We start from the raw sequence: 17,421 nt of genomic DNA, 5'->3' as shown, positions 1-17,421 counted from the left end.
TTTAGGCTAATGTCGCGTTTTAATTTTTAGGTGTTCTTATGTCAGAGCCACATACAAATAATATAAATAAAAAAATACAACCTGTTCATAAAGTAGAGCATGCTCTTGAGTCGTTTATATTCAAAGGACGCTGGTTATTAGCCCCATTTTTTGTCGGTTTACTATTTGCTGTGGTTTTATTACTAATAAAATTTTTTAAACAGCTGTATTTGATGGGGATCGCAACGTTTACTGCCAGTAATCAAGAGTTGTTGGTGGGTATATTAACTTTGGTTGATACCGCTTTGTTAGCTGGACTTTTATTAATTATTATATTTAGTGGCTACGAAAACTTTGTCTCTAAGCTTAATATCGAAAATCATGAGGACCGTCCCGTATGGATGGGAAAAGTAGGGTTTTCTGGTTTAAAAATGAAACTGATTAGTGCAATAGTCGCCATTTCAGCCGTTGAGCTACTAAAGGTGTTTATAAGCTCTGCATCTCATTCAAATGATGAATTACTCTGGAAAGTGCTGATACACGTTACCTTTGTTGTGTCGGGTGTACTGTTTGCATTTACTGATTACTTAAATAGTAAAACAATTAGCCATTAAAAAATGCTAAAAAAACCCGAGCAGTGCTCGGGTTTTTTATAATAATGTAAATATTAACTGCAGTGGGCGTAATAACAACCAAATGGCTCAACTGTCAGTGTTTCATTATCAAGCTTTGCGTTGTGATGAGAAAGGTCGTTATGTTCATTTTCAACACTTGCATTAATAGTAAGTTTTGCTTGTGAAGCACTCAAATTGAATACACACAACATTTTTTCATCGTTTAGAGTACGGTAAAACGCTAAGATTGGCTCTTCGGTTTGTAAAAACTCAATATCACCTTCAAGTAATACCGGCTGGTTTTTACGCCATGCCATAAATTCACGGTACGCATTTAATATTGAGTTTGAATCATTCTCTTGCTCAGCAACTGCTTGCAGCCTATGTTGTTGATCAACAGGTAACCACGGTTTTACTTCACTAAAGCCCGCATTGTGAGCATTGGCATGTGAGCTATCAAGGTTTTCCCAAGGCATTGGGGTACGACAACCATCACGGCCTTTAAAGTTTGGCCAAAACGTAATGCCGTATGGGTCTTGTAAATCTTCAAACGCAACGCTTGCTTCACCGAGCCCGAGCTCTTCACCTTGGTACATACACACGCTACCACGTAACGAGGCCAATAGGGCGGTTAACATCTTACATTGCGCAGGGTTTACTTCACCCGTTTCGCTCCAACGGCTTGCAACGCGCTCTACGTCATGGTTACTAAATGCCCAGCAAGGCCAGCCTTCAGTCATACGTTGTTCAAGTGTAGTAACGGTGTTTCTTATATATTCACTCGAGTAGTCATCAGTTAGTAGCTCAAAGCTGTAACCCATGTGTAGTTTATCGCCGCCTTGGGTGTATTCTGCCATGGTGGCTAATGAATCTTCAGATGAAATTTCACCCAGCGACACGGTTCCTGGGTATTTATTGAGCAAGGTGCGAATATCACGCATAAACTCAATATTTTCAGGCTGCGTATTATTGTAGTAGTGATACTGAAAAGCATACGGATTGTCTTCACTAAAACCACGGCCCTGACGCTTTTCTTTTGGTTTTGCAGGATTATCACGAAGCTGTGCGTCATGGTAACAAAAGTTAATTGCATCTAACCTAAAACCATCAACGCCTTTTTTAAGCCAAAACTCAACATTGTCTAGTACAGCTTGGCGAACATCAGGGTTATGAAAGTTAAGATCAGGCTGTTCCGTGAAAAAGTTATGTAAGTAGTATTGTCCACGACGCGGCTCCCATTGCCATGCACCGCCACCAAAAATAGACAACCAGTTGTTTGGTGCTGTTCCGTCTTCTTTAGCATCAGCCCATACATACCAATCAGCTTTATCGTTGGTTAAATCTTCACGGCTATCAATAAACCATTGGTGTTGATCTGAGGTGTGACTAAGCACTTGGTCTATAATAATTTTAATATCGCGTTGATGTGCTTGCGCAATGAGCTCATCAAAATCATCTAAGTTACCAAAAAGCGGGTCGATATCGCGATAGTCGCTAATATCATAACCAAAATCTTTCATAGGTGATTTAAAGAAAGGTGAGATCCAGATAGCATCCACCCCTAAGCTTTTAATGTAATCAATGCGATTAATTATCCCTTTTAAGTCACCAATGCCATCGTTGTTGCTATCTTGAAAGCTACGCGGATAAACCTGATAAATAACCGCACCTTTATACCATTGCTTTTGGGCCATGCCTTTCTCCGTTTTCACACTGTCTTTGTGTTGTTCTTTTTTAGAGGTGTTAATCCTCGTTTATTTGAAAAAGCATACTTGAAGCCCGTCATACTGTAAAAAGTCTGCATACGTATGCACCGTTTTAAGGCCATTAAAAGAGGTTAAATCAATCGCTTATTTCATCGATTTTAATGCCGGTTTATTGAATATCTCTTTACCAATTTGGTTTGTTAAATTGTTAATTTATTGTTTGCGTTATTTAGGTGCTTAAAAATAAGGGGGTGCACTAAATTGGTGATTATTAATATTGGTCTTACCAATTGTACATAAATAAATGTTCTCCATAATAATAAATTAGAAAATAAAATAGCGTCGTGTCACTTTATTTATGTTTAATGACACACTTATTTTATCAAAAAATAAATAATGACTATCATTAAAGCTATAAATGCTAATTGCACTAAAATAACTCATAATAAAACAGTCACTTATAAAATAGCGTGTAAATTTAATGTTAACTTAATGCGTGTGGTGTAACTTTGAATACGTATGCATAAAGTTGTTAATAAAATAATACGAGCGTTAATATTCATCCTGACAACAAAATAAGCTCGCAGGCTTAACTATCACTTAAGCAAGTAAGCGGGTATCACATTATGGGTAACGGGAAAACATTATGGCTATGTTCAAACCAAGTATACTAACGCTAGCATTAACTGCTGCCGGACTATCAAGCTTTGCCACCACTGCGGCACAAGAAGAAACAATAAAAAATGATGATGTAGAAATCATTGAAGTAAAAGGTTTTCGCGGTAGTGTTGTTGAATCAATTAATACTAAGCGTTTTTCAACACAGGTCGTTGAGTCAATTTCTGCAGAAGATATTGGTAAACTTCCAGATTCATCTATTGCAGAGTCAATCGCACGTTTACCAGGTTTAACAGCACAACGTCTTGATGGTCGTGCTAGTCGTGTAAGTGTTCGTGGTTTTAGTGAAAACGAAAGTGCAACCACCTTTAATGGCCGTGAGCAGGTATCTATTGGTGACAACCGTGGTGTTGAGTTTGACCTTTACCCGTCAGAAATTATGAGCGGTGTAACTGTTTATAAAACGCCAAGTGCTAGCATTGAAGCAGAAGGTATTGCCGGTGTAATTGATATGCAAACGGTAAAGCCTTTAAGTAAAGGTGAGCAAGTGATCATGTTTAATGGTCAGTATGAGCAAACTAGCTTTGATAAATTAAACCCAGATGGCGATGACAAAGGTTTTCGTGGTACCGTTTCATACATAGATCAGTTTGCAGATGACACCATAGGTGTTGCATTTGCTTACAATACTATGAGCTCACCAAACCAAGAAAAGCGTTGGAATTCTTGGGGTTACCCTGAGTTTACAGGAAATGATGGACAAAACTATTCAATTTTAGGCGGCGCTAAACCTTTCGTACGATCATCAACCCTTGAGCGTGACTCAGTTATGCTTGTTGTTGAAGCTGCGCCAAATGACCGTTTAAACATGACGTTTGATGCACTATATGTAGATTTCAACGATGAAAAAATCTTACGTGGTATTGAAGTACCTTTCGCTTGGGGTCAAGGTAGCATCGACCCAAATAGTGTTACTGTTGATGAGCAGTCTGGCTTTATTACCAGTGCAGTAACAGAAGGTCAGCGCGTTGTTGTGCGAAATGACTATGAAGAGCGTAAAGCAGAGCTATCACAATTTGGTTTTAACGCTAAATACGATATTAACGATGAGTGGTCAGTTGAATTTGATGCCAGCCGCTCAGAAGTAGATCGTACGATTTGGAGTATTGAAAGTTACTCTGGTACGGGCCGTGGCGATTCAAATGGTGTTGCTGATAACATAGGGTATGCATTTGACGGCGGAAATACGGGTGCACAATTTACTCATCAGCTTGATTACAGCGACTATGACCTAATTCAATTAGGCGGCCCATTATCGTGGGGCAGCAGTGCTGCGCTTAATAATAAGTACGGCTTAAATGACACACCTTATCAAAATACCGCACAAGATGGCTTTATTAATGCCCCAGAAATTAGCGATGAGCTTTCAACGCTTAAGTTAGCGGCCAGTAAAGTACTAGAAAACGAATACTTTAGCCGTATTAATTTTGGTTTATCTTACCGCGACCGTGAGAAAGTAAAACAGTCTGAAGGTTACTTCATGACTTTAAAAGATTTCTCGTTAGATAACCCAGGTATGGTATCAGTACCAGAGCAATACCGTTTAGGCTCAGCAAGTTTAGACTTTATTGGCATGGGGGATATGATTGCTTATGACACTAATGGCCTAGTAAATGATGGTTATTATGATCTACTACAAGAAAGCTTAACGGATCAAAAACATTTAACCCGTTCGTGGACGGTACAAGAAGAAGTTACCGCTGCATTTATTCAAGCAGATATTAATGCAGAGATTGGTGGCATACCGGTAACAGGTAATGTGGGTATACGCTATGTACGCACTGAGCAATCTTCGCAAGGCTTTGAAGCATCAAATATTAATGGTTTAGTGGTAGCATCACCTACCGACATTAGCCACGACTATTCAAATGTATTGCCAAGCTTGAACTTATCTTTTGCAATCGACCAAGAGCAAACAATTCGTTTTGGTGCGGCTAAAACAATTTCTCGTGCTCGCCTTGATGAAATGCATGCATCGATTGAAACAAGTTATAACAGCGAAAAGCCAGACGAAAATGGTAACTACTGGTCGATTTCTGGTGGTAATGCAGAGCTTGAACCAAAAGAAGCAACAGGCTTTGACTTAACATACGAAAACTACTTTGATGCAGAAGGGTACTTTTCAGCAGCGTTATTTTATAAAGACATTGACCAATGGATTTTTGATGAGCGTTACGATGTAGATGTAACTGGTAAAGAAGATCCAGCAACGGGTGAAGTCCCACCTGCGGATAGAAATACAGCAACTCGCTCAAGTAAAGTCAACGGTGGTGATGGTAATTTATGGGGCTATGAGCTTTCATTATCATTCCCTTTCAGCGTATTACATGAATCGTTAGAAGGTTTTGGTTTAATTGCCAGCCACACCAGCGTTGAGCAAGACTTGCAAGATCAAAACGGAAACGATTACGAACTACCAGGTTTGTCAGACAAAATTGATAGTTTAACTGTGTACTTCGAACGCAATGGTTTCCAAGCACGTACTAGCATGCGTAAGCGTAGTGACTTTAAAGGTGATATCTACGGTTCAGGTTTTGCAACACAACAAGTCGATATACTTGGTGAGACTATTTGGGATGCGCAAGTAGGCTATGATTTTGCTGATTCTGGCATTGCTGGTTTTGAAAACTTGTCGATGACATTCCAAATTCAAAACATTACCGAAGAAGCGTTTACTTCATTGCAAGGCGATAATGCGCTGCAAGTGCGTGACTACCAAGATTATGGCCGTACTTACTTACTCGGTGTAAGTTACAAGCTATAATTTAAGTTGTTTTTAAAAGCCCTTGTGATTTGTTTTACAGGGGCTTTTTTATAGTGACTTTACCTAATAAATTATTTAAGCGGCTTTAATACACAGCAAAACGTGGACAAACATATGAAACCAATAAAACACGTCGTCATTGCAGGCGGTGGTACAGCTGGATGGATAGCTGCTGCACTGTTAAATAAAGTATTAGGTAAAGTAATTAATATTACCCTAATAGAATCAACTCACATTGGCACAGTGGGCGTAGGGGAAGCCACTATACCCCCTATAATGCAGCTAAATAATGCATTGGGTATCAATGAACAACACTTTATAAATGCCACTAACGCGACGATTAAGCTTGGTATTGAGTTTGAAAACTGGAAAAGCTCAGCACACAGTTATATGCATGCGTTTGGCACTTTGGGTAAAAACTTCCCTTTTTGTGACTTTTATAATTTTTGGCTTAAAGGCCAAACGCAAGGCAACAAAGATGATTTTTGGGATTTTTCATTAAATTATCAGGCTGCGAAAAACAATAAATTTGCTCCACTGAATACCATTTCTAACACGTCGTTGCCAGGATTAAGCTACGCGTATCATTTTGACGCCAGTTTGTATGCTGAGTTTTTAAAGCACTTAGCCACAGAGCGGGGAGTAAAACATCTAGATGCTAAAATTAATGAGGTCATTCAGTGCCCAACCAGTGGCAATATTCAGAGCCTAACCCTTGATGATGGCAGCAGTATCAGTGGCGATTTATTTTTAGATTGTACGGGCTTGCGTGCCTTATTGATTGAGCAAACACTCAATACTGGGTTTGTAGATTGGTCGCACTACTTACCCTGCGATAGCGCCATTGCAGTACAAACAGCATCAAATGATGAATTAAAACCTTATACACGTTCAATTGCGCACAGTGCCGGTTGGCAGTGGCAAATTCCATTACAGCACAGAATGGGGAATGGCTTAGTATATTGTAGCCGCTATATATCTGATGACGATGCAAAACAATTATTACTCAATAATCTTCCTGCAGAGCCTATTACTGAACCCCGATTAATTAAGTTTAAAACGGGTCGTCGTTTAAAACAGTGGCATAAAAACGTCGTTGCCATTGGCTTATCGAGTGGGTTTTTAGAGCCACTTGAATCAACCAGTATTCACCTAATACAAAGTGCTGTGACGCGTTTAATTAAGTTATTTCCTCACCATGGGGTTAGTGATGCGTTAGTAACAGAATTTAATAAGCAAAGCATCAGTGAAATCGAGCATATTCGTGACTTCATTATTTTGCACTATAAGCTAAGTGAGCGGGAAGATACTCCATTTTGGCGTCAATGTAAGCAAATGGAAATTCCGCAATCGTTAGCGCATAAAATGGATTTATTTAAACAAACGGGCAAAGTAGTGCGCGAAAACGATGAGTTATTTGCCGAAGTGGCGTGGCAACAAGTCATGATAGGTCAAGGCCTATTACCCGATGATTACGGTGCACTAGCAGATTCATTAACCAATGAGCAATTAGCCGAGTTATTTAGTAATTTAAAAACATTAATAAATTCAACGGTAGAGCAACTGCCAAGTCACACCGTATTTTTAAGTAGTTTAAAACCAAAGTAAGCCCCCAAAAAAGTTTCATGCTGGCAGTTTAATTTTTGGGTTAACAGGGTCTGAATATAGCTGTGAATACGTATGCAGCAACTGTAACCAAACTACAGTTAGCTTTAGTATAAACCAATGACAACACTGAAATAAAAATGACACACACAATGAAAAAAAGATTTTACATACCCTTGCTGCTATCAAGCACATTAGTTGTGCAAGGCTGCAGTGATGATAATGAAAGCACGCAAGCAAAAACGGTTGTAAATAAGACAGAGCCTGTAAAGCCAGTTGTTTATCAAGTGTTTACTCGTTTATTTGGTAATACGCAAACAGCTAATATTCCGTGGGGTACTAAAGAGCAAAATGGCGTGGGTAAGTTTGCTGATTTTAACGATGCTGCGCTTAAAGGTATTAAAGAGTTGGGTACTACGCATGTGTGGTATACCGGCGTTTTACATCATGCCTTAGTGGGTGATTACACCGAATATGGTATTAGTCAGGATGATCCAGATGTGGTTAAAGGGCGTGCAGGCTCGCCCTATGCAATTAAAGATTATTACGATGTAAATCCTGATTTGGCGGTAAATGTAACGAACAGGCTCGAAGAGTTTAGCGCACTTATTGAACGTACCCACGATCATGATATGAAAGTGATAATAGACATTGTGCCTAATCACGTTGCACGTGATTACCACTCAACGGCTAAACCTAATGGCGTTAAAGACTTTGGTGAACAAGACGATACCAGCAAAGACTATGATGTTAATAATAACTTTTATTATGTACCCGGTGAGTCATTTCAAGTGCCTTCGAGCGATAGTTATCAAGTGCTTGGCGGAAATTCTCATCCCTTAGCTGATGGGAAATTTAATGAAACACCGGCTAAATGGACAGGAAACGGTGCACGCTCTCCACAGCCTGATATAAACGACTGGTACGAAACAGTAAAAGTAAACTACGGTGTTAAACCCGATGGTAGCCTAGATTTTCCAACTTTACCTAAGGCGCTAGAACACCAAGACTATCGCGCTCATTACGCCTTTTGGCAAGATAAAGAGTTGCCTAATAGCTGGTATAAATTTAGAAATATTGCGCTTTATTGGTTAGATAAAGGCGTGGATGGCTTTCGCTATGATATGGCTGAAATGGTGCCGGTTGAATTTTGGAGCTTTTTAAATTCATCGATAAAAATGCATAAACCCGATGCATTTTTACTTGCCGAAGTGTACAACCCGTTGATGTACCGAACTTATATTCACCAAGGTAAAATGGATTACTTGTATGACAAAGTAGGCTTTTACGACACCTTAAAAGCCATAATGCAAGGCAAGCAAGCCGCAAGTAGTATTTTTAATGCTCAGCAAAAAGTGGCTGACATAGAGCAACATATGCTGCACTTTTTAGAAAACCATGACGAACAACGTATCGCAAGCCCTGATTTTGCCGGCGATGCCGCATTGGGCAAGCCAGCAATGGTGGTCTCTCACCTAATCAGTCGCTCGCCAAGCCTGCTTTATTTTGGTCAAGATGTCGGTGAAGATGGCTCAGAAAACGCGGGGTTTGGTAGCCCAACTCGCACCAGTATTTTTGACTATATTGGTGTTCCTGCTCACCAAGCGTGGATGAACAACGGTAAATTTGATGGCGGTCAGTTAACAACTGAACAAGCGCAATTACGCCAATATTACATTTCAATTATGGCACTTAACGACTTACCAGCGATTGTTGCCGGTGATATGGCGCAACTGATGATCACGGGGAGTGACAGCGTGGTTGGTTTTGTGCGTACCTTAGGGCAACAATCATTATGGGTGCTGAGTAACTTTAGTCAGCAAGCGCAAACAGTCACTATTACGCTCACGCCCAATCAAGCAACAATGCTCAAACCAAACTCAACGCTTTACGATCTATTAGAGTCGCATAACGGTATTTTGGTGAGCGATGAGAAACAAAATACAACCTTTACGCTGACCCTTGATGCACTCAGTAGTGCCGTTTTAACAAATAAGGCTGACCATGAATTATAATAACAAACCAACCTTAAGCTTTTGGCAAATATGGAACATGTGCTTTGGCTTTTTAGGCATTCAATTTGGCTTTGCACTGCAAAACGGTAACGTAAGTCGGATTTTTCAAACCCTTGGGGCGAATGTCGACGATATTCCTATTTTGTGGGTAGCAGCACCACTTACCGGTTTAATTGTACAGCCAATTATTGGTTACTGGAGTGATAAAACGTGGGGTAAATTAGGTCGCCGTCGTCCGTTTTTTTTATACGGCGCTATTTTAACCACATTATCGTTATTTATTATGCCAAACTCACCAACACTTTGGATTGCAGCGGGCATGTTATGGATCATGGATGCATCGATTAACGTCACCATGGAACCATTTCGCGCCCTTGTAGGCGATAACCTACCAAACAAACAGCGTGCTACGGGCTATGCAATGCAAAGCTTTTTTATAGGCGTAGGCGCCGTGGTTGCTTCTGCACTCCCTTGGATGATGACAAACTGGTTTGATATTGCCAACACCGCCGCTGCAGGGCAAATTCCTGATTCAGTAAAGTACTCATTTTACTTTGGTGCAGTTGTATTGCTGGTCGCAGTGGGCTGGACAATTATAACCACCAAAGAATATTCACCTGAGGAATTGGCCGCATTTAATCAACAAGAGCAAGCTCAAGTCGAACAGACGGTTTGTGCACAAATTAACTTTAGTAAAGGCGGCAGTGTATTTACCGTGCTAGGGCTTGCCGTACTTGGTTTAGTCACGGGATTAAACCTAGAAAAAGAGCTGTACCTATTAGCAGCTGGCTTAGTGAGTTTTGGCGTTATTCAATTTATTGCAGCCGCACTACAGGCAAAAAACCACACCAGCGGTGGCTTTTACCAAGTCGTTAACGATGTATTCACCATGCCAGAGGCGATGAAACAACTTGCTTGGGTACAGTTTTTTAGCTGGTTTGCCTTATTTGCCATGTGGATTTACACCACCTCAGCGGTAACCAGTTTTCATTATGGTAGCAGCGACACAAGTTCAGCGGCGTATAACAATGGTGCAGACTGGGTGGGTATTTTATTTGCGGCTTACAACGGTTTTGCTGCATTGGCGGCTTTATGTATCCCGATCATCGTTAAGCGTGTTGGTTTAAAACTAGCACATGCACTTAACCTTATTTTAGGTGCGTTAGGTTTGGCGAGCTTTATGTTTATACAAGAACCGAGCTTACTTATTTGGCCAATGATAGGTATTGGTTTTGCGTGGGCGTCTATATTGTCGTTGCCTTACGCCATGTTAAGTACCTCAGTACCGAGTCATAAAATGGGTGTGTATATGGGAATATTTAACTTTTTTATTGTGATCCCACAATTATTAGCCGCCAGTGTACTTGGCCTGATACTTCGTCACTTTTTCCAAAATCAACCTATTTACGCATTGATGCTAGGTGCTGTGTCTTTTGTACTTGCAGCGGTTGCCGTACTGCGTGTTAAACAGTCTTAATTTAAGGGGCTAAAATGAAAAAATATAACCTAATTACCGCGACAATATTGGCCGCAGGCCTTGTAGGTTGTGGCGTGAAAAATACGCAAACCAGTGCAGTAACGCAAACATCAGTGAGTGCGCCAGGCGCACCAGGCGAAGCCCCATTTTGGGCATACGCAGGCAAAACTGGGATAGGCACGTCTTTTGAGCAATACCAAAATGGCCATTACAGTGACGAAGCACCTACAGGTAAAGTGTCAAAAGTATGGTTTTCGATTGCCAAAGGGATGATCACCGAAACCATGTTCGGGCTTATTCATCAAGCGCAAATTAAAGACATGCAATTTGTTGTAGTCGGAAAAGATTTTACAGTCACTGAAGCTGACGATTTAGACGTTACCATTGATTACTTATACAAAGACGATAAAGGCCGCCCGTTATCATTAGCATACAAAGTAGTAAGCAAAGATAAGCAAGGTCGCTTTAGCCTCGAAAAACATATATTTACCGACCCAGACGGTCAAAGCTTATTTGTACGCAGTATTTTTAATACCCAGCTTGACGGTATAAAAGCATATGTAACAGTTAACCCGTATATAAACAACAACGGCTTAGATGACTTTGCAAAAACCACCGAGCAAGGGTTGGTAGCGTGGCAGGGCGATAATTACTTGTCATTGCAAGGTGCACAGCCATTTAAACAAACAAGTGTTGGTTTTACAGGTGTGAGCGATGGTTTAAGCCAGCTTAAAACAACTCAGCAGCTTACCCACGTTTATAAAAATACCGGTGAACAATCGGGGAATGTTAGTTTATTAGCAGAGCTGGGTGAAATTGGTGAAAACAGCCAGTTCGATTTAACCCTAAGCTTTGGTAATAGCGAACAAACCAGCTTTAAACAAGGGCAAGCTACGTTAGCCAAAGGTTACCAAGCGGTGCTTGATAATTACAACGGTAAAGGCGAAGCGCTTGGTTGGCATGACTACCTGCAAAGCCTTGCACCACTAAATAACATGAGCGAACAAACCGCTGATAACGGCAAATTACTTTATACCAGTGCTATGGTGTTAAAAGCGCAAGAAGACAAAACTCATGCTGGGGCACTTATTGCCTCTTTATCTAACCCATGGGGTGAAACCGTATCGGCGAAAACCGGCTCTACCGGTTACAAAGCGGTATGGGTGCGCGACTTTTATCAAGTTGCCATGGCATTTATGGCACTAGGCGATACCGCAACAGCCAAAACCGCATTCGAATACCTTGAAAAAGTACAAGTAAACAGCAAAACCCCGGGCAACAAAGGCGACACAGGGTGGTTTTTACAAAAAACACACGTAGATGGCGAACTTGAATGGGTAGGCGTACAGCTAGACCAAACCGCTATGCCTATTATGCTAGCGTGGAAGCTTCATCAGGCAGATGTGTTAAGTGATGCTGAGCTAACTGATTGGTATACCCGCATGTTAAAACCGGCCGCTGACTTTTTGGTAGACGGTGGGCGCGCTAAAATCCTATGGAACGACATGCAAATAACCCCACCTGCGACTCAACAAGAGCGTTGGGAAGAGCAAGAAGGGTATTCGCCATCAACCACCGCTGCTGTTATTGCCGGTTTAATTACCGCCGCTGATATTGCAAAAATGGCAGGTGATGAGGTAAATGCTAAACGCTACCTTGCAACGGCAAAAAGTTACAACGCCGATATAGAAAGCATGATGTTTACCACCGCAGGAAATTTAGAATCAAACGCATCAGACGGCGAGTATTTTATACGTATTGGTCAAGACAAAGACGCCAATTCAAATACTAAAATTAACGCCAATAATGGCCGTGAAGGGTTTAATAAAAAGCAAATTCTCGATGGTGGATTTTTAGAGCTCGTTCGCTATGGTGTACGTGATGCACTAGCGCCTAGCATAGTAAAAACACTCCCAGAATATGATGACGAAACCCTAACCGATAACCTACAAGTTAAATACAGCTTTGAGTTTACTGATGGCAGCGGCACATTTGCAGGATACCGCCGCTATGGTAACGACGGGTACGGTGAAGATGAAGTAACGGGCGCTAACTATGCGCAAGGTGGAAAAAATAGCCCAGGGCAACGTGGGCGAGTTTGGCCATTTTTTACCGGTGAACGTGGTCATTACGAAATTGCCGCTGCAAATGCCAATAATAGTTTAGATGCAACAAAACAACAGGCTATTAAAAATAGCTATGTAAAAGGGCTAGAGCAATTTGCTAACCAAGGCATGATGCTACCTGAACAAGTATGGGATGGCGTAGGCGTAAATAAAGCAGGATATACGTTAGGCGAGGGTACAAACTCGGCCACACCACTGGCGTGGACGCATGCTGAATACGTGAAGCTAGTTCGCTCACTAAGCGACAAACAAGTATGGGATCATTATCCGGTGGTAACTAAAGCACTAAAATAACCACAAACTATCCGCAGTTCAGGTTAATTAACATAGCCATAGTAAAATACGGCTATGTTATTTATTACAATAATAACGAGGCTGAAATGAAAACATTTACCTTGAGCGCATTAGCATTAGCAATCATGCTAACAGGCTGCCAAAGCGCACCATCATTAAATAACAACACGAATAACACCGAAACATCGCTACTAAATACTGAACAACACGCAACGCCTTGGTGGCAAAATGCGGTATTTTACCAAATTTGGCCCCGCAGTTTTTACGACAGCGATACTGATGGTCATGGCGACTTTAACGGTATGACCCAAAAGCTCCCGTATTTACAAGAGCTCGGCGTAAATGCACTGTGGTTAACCCCGATGTTTGAAGCACCGTCGTATCATGGCTATGATTTTACTGAATTTTACCAAGTAGAAAACGACTACGGCAGCATGGCCGAGTTTGAAGCCTTTATAAAAGCCGCTGATGATAAAGGCATGAAAGTCATACTTGATTTAGTTATAAACCATATATCAAGTAACCATGAATGGTTTCAGCGTTCAGCAAAACAAGAAGCCCCTTATGCTGATTACTTTATTTGGCGCGACGATATGCCAAAAGCCGGTAGCGGTTGGGGCCACGCATGGAGTAATAACGACCAACCCGACGCAGTATGGCATTGGAATGAAACACGTCAGCAGTATTACTATGGTGCGTTTGGAGCAAGCCAACCTGATTTAAATTTACGCCACCCAGATGTTATTGCCGAAATGGAAAAAATGGCCAAGTTTTGGCTTGATAAAGGGGTTGCTGGCTTTAGGTTAGACGCTGTACGCTTTGCCATGGAAAGCGGCGGCAATACACAGGCCGACACAGACGAAACCATAGCTTACTGGCAGCACTTTAATCAGTATGTAAAAAGTGTAAACCCTGAGGCATATTTGGTGGGTGAAGCCTGGGCAGATATTCCTGTGGCGGCAAAATACTACGGCGAGGGTAAAGGGCTTGATCAGGGCTTTGATTTTGAAGTTGGCTATAAAATACTGGGCTTATTAAAACCCGACGCCAGTGGTGAAGCGCAATTTGGCACTATGCAATCTAATCAACAAGTGAATACAGTTGATGCCAATGTGCTCAAACAAAATTTACAGCAACGTATTGATTCAACTGCGCCGCTTGATTTTTTTGCGCCGTTTTTAACTAATCACGACCAAGAACGTATCGCTTATCAACTTGCAGAGCACGACGATAAAGCAAAACTGGCCGCTGCGATGTTATTTAGCTCCCCTGGTACACCGTATATTTATTACGGCGAAGAAATTGGCTTAACACAAGGTGACACAGGTCACGATGTGTATAAACGCGCGCCAATGCAGTGGGATAACAGCAACCAAGCTGGCTTTACTCAAGCTCAAACAAGTTGGGTTGAGCAGGCTGAACTGTTTGGTGACAACTACACCCAGTGGTGGCCTGAATTTTTAGCACAGCAAATTAATGCTGCTGATCGCAATGTAAAAACGCAACAAGCGCAATCTAATTCAATTTGGCGTTTATATCAGCACTTAATCGCACAAAAAAAACAGCGCCCAGAACTGGGTATTAAAGGTCGTTATGAATTAACACAGCATAACAACGGCCTTGTCGAAATAACCCGCGAGTTAAACGGCAGTAAAAGTATGTTTGTACTTAACTTAACCGCTAACCCGCAAAGCATCAGCGGTATAAAACGTCAGGGGTTAACGCCTAGCTGGCAACACGACCTCAATGACGAGCAACTCGCTGGCTATGGTTTGTTGTTACTGAATAACACACTGTAATTAAATTACATAAAAGGGGCTAACATACGTTAGCCCCTTTTATGTACATGCTTTAATTGCATTACCCCCAAGTTATAGCGCATTTTAATGAATCATAAGTCGCTTAACTTCTTCTGGCGTCATGGCACTTATCATGAAAATGAATATAAGATGCAATCCACCTCAGGTAGGTGTCCACGGTACGTAATGAATACTGATGTACCAACATATATTCTGCGATGTAATTTAAAAATGGTGAACGCGTTTTTATATACTCAATAACTATACTGTATTTATATACAGAATGGTTGTTGTGCTCCCATATTCAAGAAGATGAGCGACGAGCGCACTTTCTTTTTTCAGAATCTCTTTAGCGTCAATAAAAAATTATAGTTGGCAATACATTACGTTATTTGTTAAAAATGATTTATTAATACATGAGCGTGACATCGGCAGAAAGGTGCGCGACGCGCGCACTATAAAAAATTGTTAGCCTCACAACATATCGGAGACAAAGTGTTTTATCACGTAAGAATTAAGCCAAAATCAGATAAGAGATATGGAGAGAACAAGACTGACCTTACTCGGGAGCAGCTAATAGCTCGATATGTTGAACCCTATGAGCAAGGAAAGGCAATATTGATCAACGGTAAAACTGTCGAACCTGAAGATATTGAGAGAATTAGAATTTCTCGAAGTGAAAGAACAGTAGAGTCTTATATTCCAGCCATACGAGCTGAAAAAATGAATTCATCGGTAGCTATCATCGGAGGTCCTTCGTATACGCACACCGCGGTAAGTAGAGCTGATGATGTTACAGATGAATTCATCGAAGGTCCGCCAGGGTACAAAAAGGACTTGGTCTCTAAAACTGATGCAACAGTTGAAAAGCCATTAGATAAAAGCAAAGTTTTTATTGTCCATGGTCATGATGAAACTGCCCAGTCAAAGGCAGCAAGGTTTGTTGAAAAACTAGGCCTAGAGGCAATCATTCTTCATGAAAAGGCCAGTTCTGGAAGAACTATCATAGAAAAAATCGTGCATTATTCTGATGTGGGTTTTGCCATAGTTTTATACACGCCCGACGACCTTGGTAATGTCAAAAGCAAGCCAGAAGAACTAAATGGCAGAGCACGGCAAAATGTTGTGTTTGAACATGGCTACCTTATAGGCAAGCTTGGCAGAGAAAATGTTGCAGCTCTAGTTGAAGCGTCAATTGAGTTGCCTAATGATATTAGCGGAGTTGTCTACATCAATATTGATGAAGCTTCGGCTTGGCATCTTCAGCTTGCAAAAGAGATGAAGCAGTCAGGTTACAAAATTGATATGAATGACCTGATATAAAGGCTAACAAGACCATCCAGAGGGACCGCTTCGCTTTGGTTTTCGGCCCCTGCTGGCGGCGTTATATTTTCATAGAGGATGTATGTTTTCAAAAAGTGATGTGGAAAAACTTGAAAAAGACTATAGGCAGGCTAAGGAGGCGTTACATGATATAGAATACTTAGGTGGTTACCCTAAATATCCTGAAGTTATTTCTAAATTTATGAATGCTCTATGTGCTCCCCCATGGTTTAAAATTGATTATGACCCACGTGAAGTAGAAAAAATCATGTCCAATATAGATAATGCTTCCCCTGATAACTTATGTAATGTACTAACAAATGCGAATCGTATTGAACGTTTTGGTGATGGACAATGGGCTGTACTTTTAAAAGAAGATTTTTTTCCTTTAGTTATATCCCGAGCATACGTACTTACGAAAACCTAAAAAACAATTTTAATAAGGACGCGTATAGCTCGGCACGCGCTCGTTCCTTGCTAATTTAGCAAGCTATTACTTGCTGTTTATTGTGGCATTAGCTTTAAGAGAGAACATGGAAGTATTCAAGTACGTATTTTGGATTTTGACGACTTACTTATTCTTTACTCTTTGGCTAAGAGTTTTTTGGTTTGTTAGAAGTCGTTATTATCAGTTAAGTTGGTTTGCAGAGTGGTTCTTAGCCCTTACTTGTTGTGTAGGAATTTACGGAGTTGCTTACAATACCCAAATAATAAATCAGAGCTTTTGGTGGTTTGTGTTAGTTTTAACTATCGTAAGTTCTATTTTAAGGTTACGTAGTTTAGTCCTACAATCTCAACTTAAACAGCTCACAAATTGGCAATTGCTATTTGTTCGTTGCCTAATGGCTTCGTTTACATTACCACTAGTAATTGGCGTGTTTTTCAATGCGGCAAACTTAAGTGGTATTTGGTAAGATTACTAATAAGGTTTAGAGTCGATTTTTGCTCTTTCCCCCCGTTTAAGTTGACTCTAGAACATAGCAACCCATTTTTAGTTTAAAATAAACCATTGACATAATATGTCGTGATGGTTACTTTTAA

11 protein-coding genes are annotated in these 17,421 nt (G+C 40.8%); 9 read left to right on the top strand and 2 right to left on the bottom strand.

Annotated features, from left to right (window positions below):
* Positions 1-38: 38 nt before the first annotated feature.
* Entirely contained in the window at positions 39-593 is a 555-nt protein-coding gene (locus tag ND6B_RS18640) for a TIGR00645 family protein (protein ID WP_028835834.1), read from the top strand.
* A 53-nt stretch (positions 594-646) separates the two neighbouring features.
* Here the strand turns inward: ND6B_RS18640 and ND6B_RS18645 are convergent, their stop codons facing one another.
* A complete protein-coding gene (locus ND6B_RS18645; protein ID WP_033102496.1) occupies positions 647-2,287 on the bottom strand; it encodes an alpha-glucosidase family protein in 1,641 nt (546 codons plus the stop codon).
* 658 nt (positions 2,288-2,945) lie between these two features.
* Here ND6B_RS18645 and ND6B_RS18650 point away from each other — a divergent pair.
* From ND6B_RS18650 to ND6B_RS18675, 6 genes are all read left to right on the top strand, one after another.
* A complete protein-coding gene (locus tag ND6B_RS18650) occupies positions 2,946-5,741 on the top strand; it encodes a TonB-dependent receptor (RefSeq protein WP_024601766.1) in 2,796 nt (931 codons plus the stop codon).
* Between the two features lie 114 nt (positions 5,742-5,855).
* The gene (locus ND6B_RS18655) at positions 5,856-7,349 is read left to right on the top strand and encodes a tryptophan halogenase family protein (protein WP_033102495.1); all 1,494 of its coding nucleotides are present in this window, start codon (positions 5,856-5,858) and stop codon (positions 7,347-7,349) included.
* Between the two features lie 149 nt (positions 7,350-7,498).
* On the top strand, positions 7,499-9,361 hold the full coding sequence (locus ND6B_RS18660) for an alpha-amylase family protein (RefSeq protein ID WP_033102532.1): 1,863 nt from the start codon (positions 7,499-7,501) through the stop codon (positions 9,359-9,361).
* Positions 9,351-10,838 carry an MFS transporter gene (locus tag ND6B_RS18665; protein WP_033102494.1) on the top strand — a complete coding sequence of 496 codons (1,488 nt, stop codon included), beginning with the start codon at positions 9,351-9,353 and terminating at the stop codon, positions 10,836-10,838. Before ND6B_RS18660 ends, ND6B_RS18665 begins: the two co-directional genes overlap by 11 nt.
* Before the next feature lie 14 nt (positions 10,839-10,852).
* Positions 10,853-13,258: a glycoside hydrolase family 15 protein gene (locus ND6B_RS18670; protein ID WP_033102493.1), complete on the top strand. Its 2,406-nt coding sequence runs from the start codon at positions 10,853-10,855 to the stop codon at positions 13,256-13,258.
* 86 nt (positions 13,259-13,344) lie between these two features.
* Positions 13,345-15,057: an alpha-amylase family glycosyl hydrolase gene (locus ND6B_RS18675; protein WP_033102492.1), complete on the top strand. Its 1,713-nt coding sequence runs from the start codon at positions 13,345-13,347 to the stop codon at positions 15,055-15,057.
* 103 nt (positions 15,058-15,160) lie between these two features.
* Here ND6B_RS18675 and ND6B_RS20520 read toward each other — a convergent pair whose 3' ends face one another.
* Positions 15,161-15,277: a phage integrase N-terminal SAM-like domain-containing protein gene (locus tag ND6B_RS20520; protein ID WP_327077507.1), complete on the bottom strand. Its 117-nt coding sequence runs from the start codon at positions 15,275-15,277 to the stop codon at positions 15,161-15,163.
* A 275-nt stretch (positions 15,278-15,552) separates the two neighbouring features.
* Here ND6B_RS20520 and ND6B_RS18680 point away from each other — a divergent pair, with 275 nt between their 5' ends.
* A complete protein-coding gene (locus tag ND6B_RS18680) occupies positions 15,553-16,380 on the top strand; it encodes a TIR domain-containing protein (protein ID WP_033102491.1) in 828 nt (275 codons plus the stop codon).
* A gap of 82 nt (positions 16,381-16,462) precedes the next feature.
* The gene (locus tag ND6B_RS18685) at positions 16,463-16,807 is read left to right on the top strand and encodes a DUF6508 domain-containing protein (protein ID WP_033102490.1); all 345 of its coding nucleotides are present in this window, start codon (positions 16,463-16,465) and stop codon (positions 16,805-16,807) included.
* The last annotated feature ends 614 nt before the right edge of the window (positions 16,808-17,421 follow it).

The organism is Pseudoalteromonas sp. ND6B (assembly GCF_000764215.1).
Lineage (GTDB): Bacteria > Pseudomonadota > Gammaproteobacteria > Enterobacterales > Alteromonadaceae > Pseudoalteromonas > Pseudoalteromonas tetraodonis.
This window is presented reverse-complemented; position numbering and strand designations above follow the sequence as displayed.